The organism is Streptomyces sp. NPDC026394, from assembly GCF_055567735.1.
The window spans coordinates 119,128-136,549 of record NZ_JBVHPX010000015.1; the positions used below are offsets into that span (position 1 = coordinate 119,128).

The 17,422-nt window shown below is 71.9% G+C and carries 15 protein-coding genes; 5 read left to right on the forward strand and 10 right to left on the reverse strand.

The annotated features are described in order from the left end of the window. Positions 1 to 29: 29 nt before the first annotated feature. Entirely contained in the window at positions 30 to 623 is a 594-nt protein-coding gene (locus ACZ4QV_RS29620) for a TetR/AcrR family transcriptional regulator (RefSeq protein ID WP_361584946.1), read from the reverse strand. Between the two features lie 158 nt (positions 624 to 781). Between ACZ4QV_RS29620 and ACZ4QV_RS29625 the strand changes: the two genes are divergently transcribed. Beyond that, positions 782 to 2,005 (forward strand): agmatine deiminase family protein, encoded by a 1,224-nt coding sequence (locus ACZ4QV_RS29625; RefSeq protein ID WP_467763614.1) that lies wholly within the window; start codon positions 782 to 784, stop codon positions 2,003 to 2,005. A 122-nt stretch (positions 2,006 to 2,127) separates the two neighbouring features. Here ACZ4QV_RS29625 and ACZ4QV_RS29630 read toward each other — a convergent pair whose 3' ends face one another. After that, the gene (locus tag ACZ4QV_RS29630; RefSeq protein WP_003981529.1) at positions 2,128 to 2,802 is read right to left on the reverse strand and encodes a Crp/Fnr family transcriptional regulator; all 675 of its coding nucleotides are present in this window, start codon (positions 2,800 to 2,802) and stop codon (positions 2,128 to 2,130) included. Between the two features lie 287 nt (positions 2,803 to 3,089). Here ACZ4QV_RS29630 and nth point away from each other — a divergent pair, with 287 nt between their 5' ends. The 3 genes from nth to ACZ4QV_RS29645 all read left to right on the forward strand — a co-directional run bounded on the left by nth (position 3,090) and on the right by ACZ4QV_RS29645 (position 6,275). Next, the gene (nth, locus tag ACZ4QV_RS29635; protein ID WP_467763642.1) at positions 3,090 to 4,157 is read left to right on the forward strand and encodes an endonuclease III; all 1,068 of its coding nucleotides are present in this window, start codon (positions 3,090 to 3,092) and stop codon (positions 4,155 to 4,157) included. A 191-nt stretch (positions 4,158 to 4,348) separates the two neighbouring features. Then, positions 4,349 to 5,062 (forward strand): NUDIX hydrolase, encoded by a 714-nt coding sequence (locus ACZ4QV_RS29640; protein ID WP_361155486.1) that lies wholly within the window; start codon positions 4,349 to 4,351, stop codon positions 5,060 to 5,062. 13 nt (positions 5,063 to 5,075) lie between these two features. Then, positions 5,076 to 6,275 (forward strand): MarP family serine protease, encoded by a 1,200-nt coding sequence (locus ACZ4QV_RS29645; RefSeq protein ID WP_361155488.1) that lies wholly within the window; start codon positions 5,076 to 5,078, stop codon positions 6,273 to 6,275. A gap of 70 nt (positions 6,276 to 6,345) precedes the next feature. Here the strand turns inward: ACZ4QV_RS29645 and ACZ4QV_RS29650 are convergent, their stop codons facing one another. The 8 genes from ACZ4QV_RS29650 to ACZ4QV_RS29685 all read right to left on the reverse strand — a co-directional run bounded on the left by ACZ4QV_RS29650 (position 6,346) and on the right by ACZ4QV_RS29685 (position 15,765). Beyond that, a complete protein-coding gene (locus ACZ4QV_RS29650; protein ID WP_361155490.1) occupies positions 6,346 to 6,543 on the reverse strand; it encodes a hypothetical protein in 198 nt (65 codons plus the stop codon). Between the two features lie 154 nt (positions 6,544 to 6,697). Continuing rightward, positions 6,698 to 7,624, reverse strand: a complete 927-nt coding sequence (locus tag ACZ4QV_RS29655; protein ID WP_361155492.1) for an alpha/beta fold hydrolase — start codon at positions 7,622 to 7,624, stop codon at positions 6,698 to 6,700. Then, entirely contained in the window at positions 7,621 to 8,079 is a 459-nt protein-coding gene (locus ACZ4QV_RS29660; protein ID WP_361155494.1) for a phage holin family protein, read from the reverse strand. Before ACZ4QV_RS29660 ends, ACZ4QV_RS29655 begins: the two co-directional genes overlap by 4 nt. A 44-nt stretch (positions 8,080 to 8,123) precedes the next feature. Next, a complete protein-coding gene (gene nhaA, locus ACZ4QV_RS29665; RefSeq protein WP_361155496.1) occupies positions 8,124 to 9,518 on the reverse strand; it encodes a Na+/H+ antiporter NhaA in 1,395 nt (464 codons plus the stop codon). Between the two features lie 304 nt (positions 9,519 to 9,822). After that, on the reverse strand, positions 9,823 to 11,787 hold the full coding sequence (gene acs, locus ACZ4QV_RS29670; RefSeq protein ID WP_361614348.1) for an acetate--CoA ligase: 1,965 nt from the start codon (positions 11,785 to 11,787) through the stop codon (positions 9,823 to 9,825). 138 nt (positions 11,788 to 11,925) lie between these two features. Continuing rightward, complete coding sequence (locus ACZ4QV_RS29675; protein WP_467763615.1) at positions 11,926 to 12,861, reverse strand: SDR family NAD(P)-dependent oxidoreductase; 936 nt, start codon at positions 12,859 to 12,861, stop codon at positions 11,926 to 11,928. Continuing rightward, a complete protein-coding gene (locus ACZ4QV_RS29680) occupies positions 12,858 to 13,385 on the reverse strand; it encodes a MarR family winged helix-turn-helix transcriptional regulator (RefSeq protein ID WP_361155499.1) in 528 nt (175 codons plus the stop codon). The genes ACZ4QV_RS29675 and ACZ4QV_RS29680 overlap by 4 nt, the downstream gene beginning before the upstream one ends. A gap of 67 nt (positions 13,386 to 13,452) precedes the next feature. After that, a complete protein-coding gene (locus tag ACZ4QV_RS29685) occupies positions 13,453 to 15,765 on the reverse strand; it encodes a SulP family inorganic anion transporter (protein ID WP_361634352.1) in 2,313 nt (770 codons plus the stop codon). A gap of 328 nt (positions 15,766 to 16,093) precedes the next feature. Between ACZ4QV_RS29685 and ACZ4QV_RS29690 the strand changes: the two genes are divergently transcribed. Continuing rightward, positions 16,094 to 17,374: a polysaccharide deacetylase family protein gene (locus ACZ4QV_RS29690; protein ID WP_361155502.1), complete on the forward strand. Its 1,281-nt coding sequence runs from the start codon at positions 16,094 to 16,096 to the stop codon at positions 17,372 to 17,374. The last annotated feature ends 48 nt before the right edge of the window (positions 17,375 to 17,422 follow it).

Below are 17,422 nucleotides of genomic sequence, written 5' to 3' on the forward strand. Positions count from 1 at the left end.
AGGACTGGTCCAGGTGCGGTGCCCTGCCCTCAGTCCTCTTCCGCCGCCGGGCCCAGCTCGCGTTCGATGCCGCCGCGCAGCAGCTCGCGGGCGCGCTCCAGGGGGACCGAGCCGCTGAGCCAGCGCGTGCTGAGCCCTTCCACCAGCGCGGTCAGCCGCTCGGCGGCGTCGGCCACCGGAACGTTCCGGTCGGCCGTACCGGCGGCCTGTGCCTCCCGTACGAGGTCGGCCACGTCGTCCGTCCACTGCCGGGTCGCCTCGCGCAACTGCTCCCGCAGCCCGGTGTCGAAGATGGCGCTGGACTGGAACTCGCCCCAGGCGGTGCTGTTCTCCACCAGCTCCGGGGCGTCCTGGAGCTCGCGCAGCAGCATCTCCTCCAACTGCGCGCGCGGGCCCGCCGTGCGGACGGTCTCCGGGTCCGGCGCCGTGCAGCGTTCGGCGCGTTCGCCGATGAAGTCCAGGGTGCGGCGGAGCAGTTCGGCCCGGTCGCCGAAGTGGTAGTAGATCAGTCCGGTGGAGACGCCGGCCGCGGCCGCGATCTCCTCCACCCGCAGGCCGCGTACGCCGCTCCGCGCGATGGTGCGGGTCGCGGCTTCCAGGATCTGCAGTCGGCGCTCGGACACAGTCGACCACCGTACTCGGTGCCCGGTCGGCGGTAACCGGTCGCCATCGGTTCTCGGCGGTGCTACGTTCGGGACAAGTCCTGACTGAAATTTCAGTCAGGTTCCAGGGAAGGCTCGTCCGGCGTCGGCGGGCGGCCCGGAGAGGAGAACAGCCGGTCATGAACCGACCTCGACGTCTTCTGACGCGCCGCGGGCTGCTCGGGCTCGGCGGTCTGGGAGCGCTCGCCGGTACGGGCTTCGCGTACGCCGCCCGGGCGCCCCGGCCCTCCGGGGCCTCCGCTTCCCCCGGGGTCGCCGTGCCGGCCGCCGCGACCGTCCCGGCCCGGATGCCCGCCGAGTGGCGGCCCCATGCCGCCACGTACCTCGCCTGGCCGCCGGCCGACTCCCTCTGGAAGGACCAGGCTCCCGCCGTGCAGCGGGACATCGCGCGGCTGGCGCACACCCTCGCCGAGTACGAGCCGGTGGCGCTGCTGGCCGGGCCGGAGGAGGAAGGGCGGGCCCGCCGGGCGTGCGGTGCGGCGGTCGAGATCGTGCCGGTGCCGGTCGACGACCTGTGGATACGTGACACCGGCCCGGTCTTCGTCACCCGGCCGGGTACGTCGCCGGGGCCCGGCCGGGCGGGCGTGGACCTCCACTTCAACGGCTGGGGCGGCAAGCAGCGTCACCCGCGCGACGCCCAGGTGGCCCGCGGGCTGCTGGGCCGCGAGGGGATCACCCGTGTCGAGGCCGGGATCGTCGCCGAGGGTGGTTCCGTGGAGGTCGACGGCGAAGGAACCCTGCTGGCCACCGAGAGTTCGCTGGTCAACGCCAACCGCAACCCGGGCAGGACACGGACCGACGTCGAACGGGAGCTGAAGCGGGCGCTGGGCGTGACCCGGGTGATCTGGGTCGCGGGCGTGCGCGGCGCGGACATCACCGACTGCCATGTCGACACCGTCGCGCGCTTCGTGGAGCCGGGCGTCGTCGCCCTGAACCGGCCCTGGCACGGGGACGGCCCGGACGTCTGGGCGCGGGTGTACGAGCAGGCCCGCGGCGTTCTCGCACAGGCCCGCGACGCCCGGGGCAGACGACTGGAGATCGTCGAGATCGCGGAGCCCGATCCGTACGCGATCGGTGAGCGGGGGGAGGAGTTCCTGTCCTCGTACCTGAACTACTACGTGGCGAACGGCGTGGTGGTCCTGCCGCGCTTCGGCGACCGGCGGGCCGACGACCGGGCCGCCGGGGTGCTGCGTGACCTGCACCCGGGCCGCGACATCCGGCAGATCGCGATCGACGCGGTCGGCGAGGGCGGGGGCGGCATCCACTGCGCCACGCAGCAACTGCCGGAGGTGCCGGGCGGACCGGGAGGGGGCAGGGGGGAGAGGGCCGGTCGGGCCCGGTGAGGGGGCCGTCCGGGGACGGTGACCCGGGCCGTCCGGGTCCGGTCGCGCGGGCGGTTTCACGCGAAAGGGTCCTGCTCCCCCGGGGGAGCAGGACCCTTTCGGTGCCTTGACGGCGGCGGGCGTCAGCGCGAGCGCTTCGCCAGGCGCTCCACGTCCAGCAGGATCACCGCGCGCGCCTCCAGGCGCAGCCAGCCGCGGCCCGCGAAGTCCGCGAGGGCCTTGTTGACCGTCTCGCGCGAGGCGCCGACGAGCTGGGCCAGCTCCTCCTGCGTGAGGTCGTGCACGACGTGGATGCCCTCCTCGGACTGCACACCGAAGCGGCGCGACAGGTCCAGGAGCGCCCGGGCGACCCGGCCCGGTACGTCGGAGAAGACCAGGTCGGACATCTGGTCGTTGGTCTTGCGCAGGCGGCGCGCGACGGCGCGCAGCAGCGCCGTGGCGACCTCCGGGCGGGCGTTGAGCCAGGGCTGCAGGTCGCCGTGGCCCAGACCCAGCAGCTTGACCTCGGTCAGTGCGGTGGCGGTGGCGGTACGCGGGCCCGGGTCGAACAGGGAGAGCTCGCCGATCAGCTCACCGGGGCCGAGCACCGCGAGCATGTTCTCCCGTCCGTCCGGGGAGGTGCGGTGCAGCTTCACCTTGCCCTCGGTGACCACGTACAGGCGGTCGCCCGGGTCCCCTTCGTGGAACAGGGCGTCGCCGCGGGCGAGCGTGACCTCTCCCATCGAGGCGCGCAGCTCGGCCGCCTGCTCATCGTCGAGCGCCGCGAAGAGCGGTGCGCGCCGCAGAACGTCGTCCACGAGATCTCTCCTTGTCGACATGCTCAAAGGGACCTTGGTCCCCATCATGCCGGAATGCAAAACAGTGCGATCAATCACAAGGATGCCGGACCCGTGGCGCAAGCCATACGGCAGGGGGCCGATTGGACCCACGGGCACTGGTGATCGGGCCGTATGTCAGTGGGTGGCCTTAGTCTGGCCGAGTGTCCAATACGCCGGTGAGAGCACAGGACAAGGGGGCTGAGCGAGTGAGCGCGGGCCGTGATTCCGCTGTGGGCGAACAGGCGCCCGCCGAAGCCGCGAAAGCGGTGAAATCCGGAGAAAAGGTGCGCAAGGCGACGACGCGGAAGAAGTCCGCCGCCACGGCAGCGACCGGGACCTCTGCCGCGAAGAAGACCACGGCCAAGAAGACCGCCGCGGCGACCGCCGTGAAGAAGACCACGGCCAAGAAGACCGCCGCGGCGAAGACCACCGGCGAGACGGCCCCTGCCAAGACGGCCCCTGCGAAGAAGACGGCCGTCGCCAAGAAGGCGGCCGTCGCCAAGAAGGCGCCCTCCAAGGCCGCGCCCTCCAAGGCCCCCGCCAAGGCCGCCCCCGCCCCCGCCCTCAAGGACGAGTCCCGCACCGCCATGGTGCGCCGGGCCCGCCGGATGAACCGTGAGCTGGCCGAGGTGTATCCGTACGCCCACCCCGAGCTGGATTTCCGTAACTCCTTCGAGCTGCTCTGCGCCACGGTCCTGTCCGCGCAGACCACCGACCTGCGGGTCAACCAGACCACCCCGGCCCTCTTCGCCGCCTACCCCACGCCGGAGGACATGGCCGCCGCCGATCCGGAGCGGCTGGAGGAGCTGATCAGGCCGACCGGCTTCTTCCGCGCCAAGGCGAAGTCCCTGCTGGGCCTCTCGACGGCGCTACGGGACCGTTTCGACGGCGAGGTGCCCGGCCGCCTGGAGGACCTGGTGACGCTGCCGGGCGTCGGCCGCAAGACCGCGAACGTCGTGTTGGGCAACGCGTTCGGCGTGCCGGGCATCACGGTCGACACCCACTTCGGCCGGCTGGTCCGGCGCTTCCGCTGGACCGGACAGCAGGACCCGGAGAAGGTCGAGGCGGAGATCGCCGAGATCTTCCCCAAGAGCGAATGGACGATGCTCTCGCACCGCGTCGTCTTCCACGGCCGCCGCGTCTGCCACTCCCGCAAGCCCGCCTGCGGCGCCTGCCCCATCGCGCACGACTGCCCCTCGTACGGCGAGGGCGAGCTGGACCCGGAGAAGGCGAAGAAGCTGCTCAAGTACGAGATGGGCGGTCAGCCGGGCCAGCGGCTGCGGCCCCCGGCCGACTACCCGGGACAGCCCGCGCCGCCGCTGGCGGGCCGTTGAGCGCCGCCCGTGCCCGGCGCCCGCGGCCCCGGCCCGCCGGTGCCCGTTCCGACGGTGCCGCCCCGCGCGGGACGAAAGCGTCACATTCCGGAGGGGAACCGGACCGGCCGCCGCGGGACTCACCCCCAAGAGGACCGGCCACGGCCGCATGACCATCGATCCCACCGATCCAAGGGCCTGAGGGGGCGCGGATGACGAGCGCACGGGAGCAGTACGGCAAGACAGCGGCGTACGGGGCGGACGGGGCGGCCGTCAGCTCCGACGGCCTGCCGGAGTGGCTGGCGCCGGTCTCGCGCGCCGCCGCCACGATCGAGCCCCACCAGCTCAGCAGATTCCTGCCGCCCGAGAGCGGCGGCCGGCAGTCCGCCGTCCTGGTCCTCTTCGGGCACGGCGACCGCGGCCCGGAGCTGCTGCTCATGGAGCGCGCGGGCACCCTGCGCTCGCACGCCGGCCAGCCCTCGTTCCCCGGCGGCGCCCTCGACCCGGAGGACGGCGATCCGGAGGGCGACGGTCCGGTGCGCGCCGCGCTGCGCGAGGCGTGGGAGGAGACCGGGCTGGACCCGTCGGGCGTGCAGGTCTTCGGCGTGCTGCCGCGGCTGTACATCCCCGTGAGCGGCTTCGTCGTCACGCCCGTCCTGGGCTGGTGGCGGGAGCCGAGCCCGGTCGGGCCGGTGGACGCGGCGGAGACCGCCCGGGTCTTCACGGTTCCCGTGGCGGATCTCACGGACCCCGCGCACCGGGTGACGGCCCGCCACCCCAGTGGCCACGTGGGCCCCGCCTTCCTCGTCGAGGACGCCCTGGTCTGGGGTTTCACGGCCGGGGTGATTGACCGGATCCTGCACTACGCGGGGTGGGAACGGCCGTGGGACCGCACGAAGCAGGTCCCGCTCGACCGGCGCGCGTGAGACGGTGGCGGGCGTGAACGTGCTGGACATCGTGTTGCTGCTCGCGGCCGTGTGGTTCGCCGTCGTCGGCTACCGCCAAGGCTTCGTCGTCGGCATCCTGTCCGTGATCGGCTTCCTCGGGGGCGGCCTGGTCGCGGTCTACCTGCTCCCCGTGATCTGGAACGAGATCACCGACGACGCCACACCGGGCACCTTCGCGGTGATCGCGGCGGTCGCCGTCGTGGTCGTGTGCGCGTCCGTGGGACAGGCGCTGACCACCCATCTGGGCAACAAACTGCGGCGCTACATCACCTGGTCACCGGCGCGCGCCCTGGACGCCACCGGCGGCGCGCTGGTCAACGTCCTGGCGATGCTGCTGGTCGCCTGGCTGATCGGCTCCGCGCTGGCGCGCACCTCCCTGCCGACGCTGGGCAAGGAGGTCCGCAACTCCAAGGTGCTGCTCGGCGTCTCCCAGGTGATGCCGGAACAGGCCAACACCTGGTTCCAGGACTTCTCCTCGGTGCTCGCGCAGAACGGCTTCCCGCAGGTCTTCACGCCGTTCTCGAACGAGCCGATCCACTCGGTGCCCGCGCCCGACCCGAAGCTGGCCAGCAGCCCGGTCGCGGCCCAGGCGCGCAAGAGCATCGTCAAGGTCGTCGGTACGGCCCCGAGCTGCGGCAAGGTCCTCGAAGGCAGCGGCTTCGTCTTCGCGCCGCACCGCGTCATGACCAACGCGCACGTGGTGGGCGGCGTCAAGGAACCGACCGTCCAGATAGGCGGCGAGGGCCGTACGTATGACGCGAGGGTCGTCCTGTACGACTGGGAGCGCGACATCGCGGTGCTCGACGTGCCGTCGCTGCCCGCGCCCGCGCTGCGCTTCGCGGCGGACGACGCGAGCACCGGCAAGGGCGCCATCGTCGCCGGCTTCCCGGAGAACGGCGGCTACGACGTCCGCGCGGCCCGTATCCGCAGCCGCATCCAGGCCAACGGCCCGGACATCTACCACCGCGGCACGGTCGGCCGTGATGTGTACTCCCTGTACGCCACGGTCCGGCAGGGCAACTCCGGCGGCCCGCTGCTCACGCCGAGCGGCGAGGTGTACGGAGTGGTCTTCGCCAAGTCCCTGGACGACGCCCACACCGGCTACGCGCTGACCGCCGACGAGATCCGCGAGGACATCACCAAGGGGCGTACGGCCCAGCGGGCGGTCGACAGTCAGGGATGCGCGATGTGACGGGACGCCGAGCCGGATCGGGCCGGGCGGGAGGCGGAGGCCGCCCCCTGGCCCGGGGCTCCGGCGGGGGTCAGGTCCGTGGATGCTTGAGCCGCGCGGTCATCCAGCGCGCCCGGCGGCGCAGGATGCGCGGAATGCCCAGCGGATGGGCGAGCTCGGGAGACTCACCGGACACAAGGTCCGAGGATCCCCTCTCCTGAGTGCCCATCGCAGCGGCGTTGCTGCGGCGGTTGCGTGCCACGTCACGGTAGTCGTGCGTCCAGCCCATACCCACGACTCTGCCCGGGCCCCGGGCTCCGTAACCGCCCGGCGGCCCGTCAATTGGCCTATGCGGGCGGCAATTGGCTGTTCGTCATACGCACGTTCGATCGGGTCGGCGTGTCGCGCCGCCCGGCCCCGCGCCCCGGCCCGCCGGCCAGGGTCTACCGGTCCGGCTCCGGATCCTTCAGCCAGTTGATCAGTTCGGCGGAGAACGCCACCGGGTCCTCCTCGTGCGGGAAGTGCCCGAGCCCGTCGAAGAGCCGCCAGCGGTACGGGGCCTCCACGTACTCGCCGGAACCGGCCGCGCTGCGGGTGCGCATCACGGGGTCGAGCGAGCCGTGCAGGTGCAGCGTCGGCACCCGTACGGGCCACTTCATGCGCCGGTTGAACTGGATGCCGTCCGGCCGGGCCATCGACCGGACCATCCAGCGGTACGGCTCGATCGCGCAGTGCGCCGTCGAGGGGATGCTCATCGCCCGCCGGTAGACCTCGACGTCCTCGTCCTCGGGCAGCCGCGGCCCGGACCAGTCCCGGATCAGGCGGCCCACCAGGGCGGCGTCGTCCGCCACCAGCCGGCGTTCGGGCAGCCACGGCCGCTGGAAGTTCCATACGTAGGAGCTCTGCCGGCTCTGCTTGAAGTCCGCCAGCATGGCCGCGCGCCAGCGGCGGGGGTGCGGCATGGAGGACACCGCCAGCCGCCGTACCAGCTTCGGCCGCATCACGGCCGCGGTCCACGCCAGGTAGCCGCCGAGGTCGTGCCCGACGATCGCGGCGTCCGGCTCGCCCAGGGACCGTACGACCCCGGTGATGTCCAGGGCCAGGTTGGCCGGATCGTAGCCGCGGGGCGTGCGGTCGCTGCCGCCCACGCCCCGCAGGTCCATCGCCACCGCACGGAAACCCGCTCCGGCGAGCGCCGGGAGCTGATGGCGCCAGGTCCACCAGAACTGCGGGAAGCCGTGCAGCAACAGCACCAGCGGGCCGTCACCCATCTCGGTGATGTGGAAACGCGCACCGTTGGCCGCCACGTCCCGGTGGGTCCAGGGCCCGTCGGGACGTACGACCGAGTCGGAACTGTCGGTAGCCGTCATACGGAGGAGCGTGTCACAGACTCCAGGACCGGGTGGTCCTCCGGCACCGCGCGCGGATGCGGCTTGACGTTCCCCAGTACGGCCGCCGTCTCCTTGGCCGAACTGATGGTCTTCTCCGGCTTCTTGATCTTCTTGAGCTTGCTGACCGCCATCAGGACCAGCAGCAGGGCGACGATCAGGAAGGCGCCGCCCACGATCAGGAAGGACCAGGCGAGGCCGAGGCCGAGGTTGTGGATGCCGTACGCCGCGGCGAAGCTCAGCACCGGCAGCGCGAACAGCGCCAGCGCGCCGGCCACGAGGAACGCGGCGCTGCCGATGCCGGCCCGCTTGGCGTCCTGCCGCAGCTCGGCCTTGGCCAGTGCGATTTCGTCGTGCACCAGTGCGGACATCTCGGCGGTGGCCGTGGCCACCAACTGCCCGAGGCTGCGGTCCGCGCCGTCGTCGGCTGTGCTCATCGACGTCTCCCTCTTGTCTTCTCCCGGATGCAAAGCCTCTCAGATCATGCCGGACCATCGTCCCCGGCGTTCGCGCCGGAGGCCACTTCGGCAAGGCGGCGGTGTTCCGCGGCCTTGGCTTCGAGGAGTTTCGCCATCCGCAGGTGGTACTCCGGGTTGCCCAGTTCGTACACGTCCGGGATGCCGTCCTGGTCCTCGTCGCGGTCCTCGTCCTCGCACAGCTTCTTGTACTTGGCGTTGCGTATCTTCAGCAGGGTTCCGGACAGCACCGCGGCGATCAGCGAGCCCGTCAGCACGGCGGCCTTGATCTCGTCGGTCAGCAGCGGGTCGTCGGTGAAGGCCAGCTCGCCGATGAGCAGCGAGACCGTGAAACCGATGCCGGCGAGCGAGGCGACGGCGAAGAGGTCCGGCCATCTCAGGTCGGGGTTCAGCTCCGCCTTGGTGAAGCGGGCCGCGCACCAGGTACCGCCGAAGATGCCGAGGGCCTTGCCGACGACCAGGCCGAGCACGACGCCGAGCGTCTCCGGCTTGGTGAACACGTCGTGCAGCGCGCTGCCGGAGATCGACACGCCCGCCGAGAAGAGGGCGAACAGCGGCACCGCGAGACCGGCCGAGACGGGCCGCACCAGGTGCTCGATGTGCTCGCCGGGGGACTGCTCCTCGCCGTCGCGGCGGTGGCAGCGCAGCATCAGGCCCATGGCGACGCCCGCGATGGTGGCGTGGATGCCGCTGTTGTACATCAGGCCCCAGATGACCAGGGCGAGCGGTACGTAGATGTACCAGCCGCGTACGCCCTTGCGCAGCAGCAGGTAGAAGACGGCGAGGCCGGCGACGGCGAAGCCGAGCGCCAGGAAGTTGAGCTGCGAGGTGAAGAAGACCGCGATGATCAGGATCGCGAAGAGGTCGTCGACGACGGCGAGGGTGAGCAGGAAGGCGCGCAGCGCGGACGGCAGGGAGGTGCCGATGACGGCGAGCACGGCCAGTGCGAAGGCGATGTCGGTGGCGGTCGGCACCGCCCAGCCGTCCATCGAGCCGCCGCCGGCGGTGTTGACCACGACGTAGACGAGGGCGGGCATCGCCATGCCGCACAGCGCGGCGACCACCGGGAGCGCCGCCTTCTTGGGTTCGCGCAGGTCACCCGCGACCAGCTCGCGCTTGAGCTCGATACCGGCGACGAAGAAGAAGACGGCGAGCAGGCCGTCGGCGGCCCAGTGCTGTACGGAGAGGTCCAGCCCGACGGAGCCGATGCCGAGGTGGAAACCCCGTACCGACTCGTAGCTGTCCCCGAGGGTGTTGGCCCAGACGAGGGCCACGACGGCGGCGATGAGCAGCAGGACGCCGCCCACGGTCTCGGCGCGCAGGGCGTCCGCGATGAAGTTCCGCTCGGGCAGGGACATCCGCCCGAGGAATATGGATCGGCGGTTGTGGGGCGCGCTCACGCGAAGACCTCCGGTGTTTCGGCAGCTGGATACGGCTGTTGCAGTTGCCGACCAGACTTCCCGGCGCACCTTTGGTATTTGTCGCGTTCTTGACGCGATCCCTACTGTACCCGGGCTGCGCGGGGAACATTCCGGCGATCTTCACCTTACGGGCAAATGGTGTGATCGGCCGCCCGGCGAGGGGTACGGGGCGCCCGGAACAGGCGAAAGGCACCCGGCCGGTCTGCGGACGGGTGCCCCTCGGAGTGGCGGTCACGCATCGGCACACGCGTTCGAACGCGGCGTGCCGGGTGCGACCGCCCGGTCAGTCCTCGCTGGCCGCGCCGGGCAGCTTCGCCTGGATCAGGTCCATCACACCGGAGTCCGTGAGCGTCGAGACGTCGCCCAGGTCGCGGTTCTCCGCGACGTCGCGCAGCAGACGGCGCATGATCTTGCCGGAGCGGGTCTTCGGCAGCTCGGCCACCGGCAGGACACGCTTGGGCTTGGCGATCGGGCCGAGCTGCTTGCCGACGTGCGCCCGCAGCTCCTCCACCAGCCCCTCGTCCTCCGCCGCGGTGCCGCGCAGGATCACGAAGGCACAGATCGACTGGGTCGTCTGCGGGTCGGTCGCGCCGACGACGGCGGCCTCGGCGACCTTCGGGTGCGAGACCAGCGCGGACTCGACCTCGGTGGTGGAGATGTTGTGGCCGGACACCAGCATCACGTCGTCCACCCGGCCGAGCAGCCAGATGTCGCCGTCCTCGTCCTTCTTCGCGCCGTCACCGGCGAAGTACTTGCCCTCGAAGCGCGACCAGTAGGTGTCCAGGTAGCGCTGGTCGTCGCCCCAGATCGTGCGGAGCATGGACGGCCACGGCTCGGTCAGCACCAGGTAGCCGCCGCCCCCGTCCGGCACCTCGCGGGCCTCGTCGTCCACGACGGTGGCCGCGATGCCGGGCAGCGGGCGCTGCGCCGATCCGGGCTTGGTCTCCGTGACACCGGGCAGCGGGCTGAGCATCATGCCGCCGGTCTCCGTCTGCCACCAGGTGTCGACGATGGGGGCCTGGTCGGCACCGATGTGCTTGCGGTACCACATCCACGCCTCCGGGTTGATGGGCTCGCCCACCGAACCGAGGACCCGCAGCGAGGACAGGTCGTACTTCGCGGGGATGTCGTCGCCCCACTTCATGCAGGCGCGGATCGCGGTCGGCGCGGTGTAGAGGACCGTGACGCCGTACTTCTGCACGATCTCCCACCAGCGGCCCTGGTGCGGGGTGTCGGGCGTGCCCTCGTAGAGCACCTCGGTCGCGCCGTTGGCCAGCGGCCCGTAGGTGATGTACGAGTGGCCGGTCACCCAGCCGACGTCGGCGGTGCACCAGTAGACGTCGGTCTCCGGCTTGAGATCGAAGACGGCGTGGTGGGTGTACGCCACCTGGGTGAGGTAGCCGCCGGTGGTGTGCAGGATGCCCTTGGGCTTACCGGTGGTGCCGGAGGTGTAGAGGATGAACAGCGGGTGCTCGGCGTCGAACGCCTCCGGGGTGTGGGTCTCGCTCTGTCGCCCGACGATGTCGTGCCACCACACGTCGCGGCCCTCGGTCCAGGCCACGTCCTCCTGGCCGGTACGGCGCACGACCAGCACGCTGCGCACGTTCTCCGTGCCGGGCTTGGTCAGCGCCTCGTCGACGGCGGGCTTGAGGGCGGACGGCTTGCCGCGGCGGTAGCCGCCGTCGGCGGTGATCACCACACGGGCGTCGGCGTCGTTGATGCGGGTCGCCAGCGCGTCGGCGGAGAACCCGCCGAAGACGACCGAGTGCGGCGCGCCCAGACGGGCACAGGCCAGCATGGAGATGACGGCCTCGGGGATCATCGGCAGGTAGATCGCGACCCGGTCGCCGGCCGTGACGCCCAGCTCGGTCAGCGCGTTGGCGGCCTGGGAGACCTCGCGCTGGAGCTGCGCGTAGGTGATCGAGCGGGTGTCGCCGGGCTCGCCCTCGAAGTGGATGGCGACGCGGTCGCCGAGCCCGTTCTCGACATGGCGGTCCACGCAGTTGTACGCGACGTTGAGCTTGCCGTCGGCGAACCACTTGGCGAACGGGGGGTTGGACCAGTCGAGGGTCTCGGTGGGCTCGGTCGCCCAGGTCAGGCGCTTGGCCTGGGTGGCCCAGAAGCCCAGCCGGTCCGCCGCCGCCTGTTCGTACGCCTCGGCGGTGACGTTGGCGTTCGCGGCCAGTTCGGCGGGCGGCGCGAACCGCCGCTCCTCCTTGAGAAGGTTGGCCAGGCTTTCGTTGCTCACGTCATCTCCCATTCAGGGCGTGCGATGTCTCTCCCGGCCCTAGCTCATCAGCCCACCACCCGCCCTGACAAGGGTCGCCGCCAAAAATTGGTGTAGACCTTTACTGTTGCGCAGGTCAAGTGCTGTTTACGGGCGGGTTTAAGGGGAGTTGGAGGGGGGTGAAGGGAAGGCTCCGGGCTGACGGTCCGGCGGCCGGCGCGGTGGCTCGACGCCCAGCAGGTGAGCGGTCCGGTCGTACACCGTGCCGGCGAGGTCGTCGTCCTGGGCCGGACGGGAGGGCGTGGTCGGCCGGGACTTGCTGAAGAAGCCGCCGTTGGGCCGCGGCGCGGGTGCGGCCGTGGCAAGCCGGACCACGGTCCGTACGCCGGTGTCCGGGGCGACGGCGAACGGCTTGAACAGCGGGGCCGTCAGCCGCATCAGGCCACCGGCGTTGCTGTTGATGGCGGTGCCCTTCACCGTGCCGGGGTCGGCGTTGTAGGCGCTCATGCCGTCGGGCAGGCGCCGTGCGAGTTCCCGGGTGGCCAGGAGGCTGACGAGTTTGCTGGAGGCATAGACGTTGATCTGGTGATAGAAGCGGGTCTGCCATGATCTGCCGGTGACGTCCGGATCGCCGGTGTCGACCTTGCCCCGCTTCTCCACGAACGTCGACAGGTTGACGATCCTGGCCTCGGGGCGAGCGTTCCGCCGGCCAGGAGGGCGTGCGTGAGCAGGAAAGGCGCGTGGCGGTTGAGGGCGTAGGTCCGCTCGGCGCCGTCCACGGTCCGCTCGTAACGGGGGAACGCGCCCCCCCGCGTTGTTGATGAGCACGTCCACGGATACGGCGCCCGCGGCGAGCCTCTTGGCCAGGTCGCGGACCTGCGACCACTGCTCCAGGTCGGCGGTGTACGTCCGGGGCGGAGCGGTGCCCCGGCCGGCGGGCGCGAGGCCGCGCAGGCTGTCGGCCGCCGTGACGGTGCGCGCCGCGTCCCGGCCGACGAGGACGACCGTCTGCCCGGCCGCGACGAGGTGACGTGCCGTCACCAGGCCGAGTCCCGAGCTGCCACCGGTGATCACGGTGGTGGTCGTGCTCGTCACTGCGCCGTGCCGTGAGGGTCTTCGGCGCCGGGAGTTCCGGCCGGCCGGGAGCCGCCGGCCACCTGGCGCAGCAGTGCGTGCAGACGCAGCCTGCTCGCCCGGTCGAGGCGGGCGAAGGGTGAGTGCTCGGCGCTGTGCCGGACGACGCGGTCGCGCAGTGCGCACCCCTCGTCGGTGAGCTGAACGAGCTTCGCCCGGCGGTCGGTGGGGTGGGGGACGCGGCGCACCAAGCCGCGCTTCTCCAGCCGGTCGATCATCGACGTGGCCGTCGAGGCGTCGCACTGGAGGCGATCGGCCAGGTGGCGTGCGGTCATTTCTTGTCCGCGGCTCAGCCGCCACAGCACGTCGGTCTGTGTGTCGGTCAGTCCCGCTTCGCGCGCCAGGTCCCTCAGCTCGGCGTGCACCTGGGTGCGGATGGCGAACAGGTCGTCGATCAGTTCTTCGGTCAAGCGGGCGTCGTCCGCGGCGTGGGTCACGTCATCAGCCGCGTCATCAGCCACGCCATCGCGCACGGCGTCATCCATGGCGAGGACGGTATAGGGAACTTCCCATCATTTGGAGTCCCCTGCACATGGGATGCGGAGGCTCCGGCTACGAGGTGACGGCTGCCGTCTCCGGCCGCACCGCGCGGAACCGGCCCGTCGTGCGGTCCAGGACGTACGCCTGGGCCTCGGCCACGTGGAAGTACATGCCGTGCAGGGTGAGCGCGCCCTCGGCGACGCGGTGGGCGACGCACGGGTACGACATCAGGTGGTCGAGCTGCTGGACGACGTTGACCAGCGCGAGCCGTTCCACGTCGTCGGCGACCGGGCGTTCGGCGAGCGCGACTTCACCGCGCCCCAGCCGGCCGATCCGCTGCATCCGTGCCAGGCTCGGGCGGCCGTGCCGCAGCCAGCGCGCGAGCGGGGTCCGCGCTCCCGGCTCGTGGTCAGCGCCGAGCAGCGCCTGCATCGCGCCGCACCCCGAATGCCCGCAGACGGTCAGCGAGCCGACCTTCAGCACCTCGACCGCGTACTCGATGGCCGCGCCCACCGAGTCGCAGGCGGCGTCCGTGCCGGGCGGCGGCATCAGATTGCCGACGTTGCGGACGGTGAACAGGTCACCCGGGCCACTGGAGGTGATCATGCTGGTGACCAGCCGGGAGTCGGCGCACGTCAAAAAGAGCTGGGTGGGCCGCTGCCCTTCGTGGGCCAGCCGGGCCAGCTCGTCCCGTACCAGCGGGGCCGTATGGCGCTGGAACGCGCTGACGCCGCCGAGCAGTTGATCGCCACTGGTCCGCGGAGCGGCCGCGGCCTCCTCGGGCGGGCGGGTGCAGTAGTGGTTGCGCCACGGCGTCCACGGGCGGCAGTGGTGGGCGCTCGCGGGCTCCGCGATCGGGCTCCCGGCGCGGCCGCCGAGGGTCACCCAGCCGCCGCCCGCGCGATGCCCGTCGGACCAGGCCCGCAGGGCCTCGTAGGCGGCGTGGTCCATGAACGAGCCTCCCAGTTCGACGACGGTGTCCGCCCCGGCGGGCACCTGGGCGAGCGCCCGGGTCAGCCTCGGTACCGCGAGAAAGGTCAACTGCCCATTGACGCGCACCCGGTGGCGGCCGTCCTCGGCGCTGACCGTGACCCGGGTGTGGGTCAGCCGCCGCAGCGACAGGAAGACCGTCACCCCGACGCCCAGGGCCACCCCCTGGAGGACGCCGAACAGCACCACACCGCCCAGGGTGACCGCGTAGACCGGAAACTCCCGGTGCCGCTGCACATGTTTGATGTGCGCGAAGCTCACCATCCGTACGCCCATGACCATCACCAGCGCGGCGAGGGCGGCCAGCGGGATCAGCTCCAGCGCCGTGGCCAGCAGGCCGGCGCAGAGCACCACCCAGGCGCCGTGCAGCACGGTGGCGCGCCGGCTGACGGCGCCCGCCCGCACGCTCGCCGAGCCGCGCATCGCCCCGCCGGCCACCGGTAGCCCGCCCAGCAGCCCGGACACCACGTTGGCGACGCCCTGACCCGTCAGTTCGCGGTTCAGGTCCGTACCGGACGTGGGGACGGCGCGGTCGGCGGCGAGGCGGTCCACCGCGACCGCCGACAGCAGCGACTCCATGCTGGCGACGAGGGTGACGGTCAGGACGGCGGCGGCGATCCCCAGGACCGGCCCGTCCGGGAGGGTGGGCAGGGCCTGGAGCGACCACTCGGGCAGGGCGACGCGCGGCACCGGCACCGGGAGGGCCGCGCTCACGGTCGTGGCGGCGGCCACGGCGGCCAGTGGGGCCGGGACCGTCCGCAGCGTCCGCCCGGCCCGCCCGGGCAGCCGCTGCCAGCCGGCCAGCACCGCGACCGTGACGGCGCCGATGAGCAGGGCGGCGACGTGCGGGTGCGCCAACTGGCCGGGCAGCGCGGCGACGTTGTCGACGGCCGAGCTGTCGGGGCTGCCCCCGAGCACCACGTGCAGTTGTCCGACGGCGATGGTGACGCCGATGCCCGCGAGCATGGCGTGCACGATCGCGGGGCTGATCACGAGCGCGCCCCGGGCCACCCGGACGGCGCCGAGCGCGAGTTGGGCCAGCCCGGCGAGGACCGTGACGGCGCAGGTGGCCCGCCAGCCGTACCGCTGCACCAGCTCGGCCGTGACCACGAGCAGGCTCGTCGCCGCGCCGCTGACCTGGAGGGGAGCGCCGCCGAGCAGTCCGGCCACGATGCCGCCGACGGCCGCGGCGACCAGGCCCGCCTGGAGGGGCGCCCCGGTGGCCAGGGCGAGGCCCAGTGAGAGCGGTACGGCGATCAGGAAGACGACGACCGAGGCGGACAGGTCGCCGCGGCGGGCGGCGGCCCGGTCGGCGGGCGGCGGGGGCTGCGTACGGCGGGTGCTCGGAGCGCCGGTCGGTCCCGGCGGCCCTGGCGGCTTCTGAAGCTGCGACATTCCCGTCTCCTCCGGGGCGGCGCGGTCGCGCGGGGCGCGATCGTGGGCGGCGGTGTACTGCGGCGGGAGGCGAGCCGGCCGGTTGGCGTCACGGTTCGTGACGGCCCGGTGACTCTCAAGCATCGGTAAATGAAGCGTAATGACACGTAAAGGCACAGAGAAGCCTTTTCAGGCATTCGGGTCTGCCGTTCCGTCTTTCGAGTGAACACAGCGACGAGTCGCTTGTACCTTACGGCCCATTCCGTGGCTTATGCGGGCTTGAAAACGGTTAATCAGTTTTTCTGATGTTTCCGTTTCGCAGTTCGCAGCTCAGGGAGTGAGGTGGCTGATGGCAGCCGCATCAAGGGTCACGGCCGGGGTGGTCACGACGATGGCGCTGGCGGCGGTCGCCGGCTGTGCCGGGGGGAACGGGGGCGGGCCGGGCGGCGCCCAGGGCGGCCAGGCCGCGCCGCAGCGCACCGCCCAGCAGGTCAAGCTCATCGGCGACGGCTCGACCGCGTACACCGGGGCGCAGCCGATGCAGCCGAAGGCCGAGCGTCTGAGACCCGGTGAGCGGCCGCCGCAGTTCGTGGTCTTCTCCTGGGACGGCGCCGGTGAGGACAGCCAGAAGCTGTTCTCGCACTTCCGCGCGGTCGGCAAGAAGTACGACGCCCGGATGACGTACTTCCTCAGCGGTGTCTACCTGCTCCCGGGCAACAGGAAGGACGCCTACCACCCGCCCAAGCACAGCCCCGGCGCCTCCGACATCGGCTTCAACGACGTCAAGGGCGTCCGGGCCACCGTGGAACAGATCCGCGGCGCCTGGATGGACGGCAACGAGATCGGTACGCACTTCAACGGCCACTTCTGCGGCGCGAACGGCGGCGTCGGCACCTGGTCGCCGGAGGAGTGGCAGAGCGAGATCCGGCAGGCCGAGGCGTTCGTCAAGACCTGGAAGACGCACACCGGACTGAAGACCGAGAAGCCGCTGCCGTTCGACTACAGCAAGGAACTCGTCGGCGGCCGTGCCCCCTGCCTCGAAGGGCAGCGCAACCTCATCCCCGCGGCCAAGGCGATGGGCTTCCGTTACGACTCCAGCTCCGTCGGCGGCCGGCAGTTGTGGCCGAAGCAGATCGACGGCATCTGGGACTTCCCCCTCCAGCAGGTCCCCGTCCCCGGCCGGGCCTTCGAGACGCTCTCGATGGACTACAACTTCCTCGCCAACCAGTCCGGTACGACCAGGGGCGACCCGGCGATGCACGCCACCTGGGGCAAGCAGATGCGGGACGGCCTGGTCGCCGCGTTCGAGCGGGCCGAGAAGGGCAACCGGGCGCCGCTCATCGTCGGCAACCACTTCGAGTCCTGGAACGGCGGCACGTACATGCGCGCCGTCGAGGACACCATCAAGACCGTCTGCCCCCGGCAGGGCGTGCGCTGCGTGACCTTCAAGCAACTTGCCGACTGGCTGGACGCGCAGGACCCGCGGGTGCTGGAGAAGCTGCGCGCGCTGCCGGTGGGCGGCGCCCCGAAGGGCGGGTGGGGGAGCTACCTGGCGACCTCGTCCGCGAAGCCCGGGGCGCCGGGTGAGCCCGCCGGTTCGGCCGAACCGGCGCGGCGGGACGCGGAGTAGCGGGGAGGCGGCTCGGCAGGGACCCGTGGGGCTCCGGAACCCGTGGGG